This is a genomic window from Cellulomonas septica (assembly GCF_012396155.1).
In the GTDB taxonomy this organism is placed as follows: domain Bacteria; phylum Actinomycetota; class Actinomycetes; order Actinomycetales; family Cellulomonadaceae; genus Cellulomonas; species Cellulomonas septica.
Genome location: NZ_JAAXOY010000841.1, coordinates 1 through 1,295, shown reverse-complemented (window position 1 = coordinate 1,295; position 1,295 = coordinate 1). Strand labels below are relative to the sequence as shown.

Here is a 1,295-nt window from a genome sequence, read left to right as displayed (position 1 = left end):
CGACGCCCGTCAGGCGGGGTCGCACGCTGACGGGCGGGGGACCGCTGTCAGGCGGGGGACCGCTGTCAGGCGGGCGCGAGCGTCGTGACCGTGCCCTTCGACCCGCGGAACTTGAGCGCGCCGTCCGCGACGAACAGGACCCCGCCGGTCGACGCCGTCGCCGGCGTGGCGCTGCTGCGCAGGAAGAGCCCGCCGTCGGTGCCGAGCTGGTTGACCGCCCGCCGGTAGAGCTGCGTGTCGCGCACGCCGGCACCGCTCCCCCACTGCTGCGTGCCGTCGACGAGCGTGACGAACCGCCGCTGCGCGTCGCCCGCGACGTCCGACTGGTAGGCGCGCGTCGTCGCGTCGACGCCCGTGACGAGGGCTCCGTGCCCGCCCGCCTCGAGCGGCGTCACCGTCAGCGCGACGCCGCCGTTGCGCACCACCCGCAACCCGGCGGACGTGCCCCGCTGCCCGCCGACCGTGACGAGACCCGTCGCGCGGTCGACCCCGAACGGCGTGTCCACGAGGACGTTGCCGTTCTGGTAGCGCAGCAGCTCGAAGTTCGAGCGACCGGCCACGGTGCGCGCGACCCACCGCGGCTCGCGGACGACCCCGACGCGCGTCGCCCACACGACGTCCCGGTGGTTCTCCTCGTTGCCCACGACGCGCAGCTGCTCTCCGCGCTGGCTGGTGCCAACCTCGAAGTCCGCCATGTTGGTGCGGATCGCTGTCTTGTCCGTGCCGATCTTGCCCGTCACGGGGTCGATGAACTTGATCTCGAGCCGCGTCTGCAGCTGCCCCAGCGAGTCCGGCACCTCGAACCCGATGTGCCCGTGCTGGAGGTTCTTCGCGAGGCTCGACGGGTCGTCGTTGTTGAGGAAGTGCGCGCCGAGCCACGCGACGGACTGCGGCCCGTTCGGGTGCCCCGCGACCCACGTGAAGTCGCCGTCCGGGTAGTGCGGCGTCGGCCACGCCGCCCGGTACGTGAGCATCCCCTTCGCCCGCGGGTCCTTGAGCTCGACGCGGATCGACTCGCCGAAGTGCTGGAAGTGCGGCTGGTAGGTCTCGAGCACCAGACGCCCGGTCGAGTCGAAGATCCCGGGCCCGCCCTCGGTGCCACCCGCCGCGGACGACCGGATGAACAGGCTGTGCGGGTTCGCGGCGCTGCCCACGACCAGGTCGTCGTCGATCGTCTGCGCCGCCGGCAGCAGCACCGACCCGACCCGGCTCCCTCGCGCCGGCGCCGCCGCCGCACCCTGCTGCCCGGCGACCACCGCCGCTGCCGTGCCGAGCACCATCGCACCGGCCCGGAA

At 73.7% G+C, this 1,295-nt stretch carries 1 protein-coding gene; it reads right to left on the bottom strand.

The annotated features are described in order from the left end of the window. Positions 1-65: 65 nt before the first annotated feature. Positions 66-1,295, bottom strand: a 1,230-nt coding sequence (locus HGA02_RS20630) for a hypothetical protein (RefSeq protein WP_210728840.1), incomplete at its 5' end; no start/stop codon positions are given.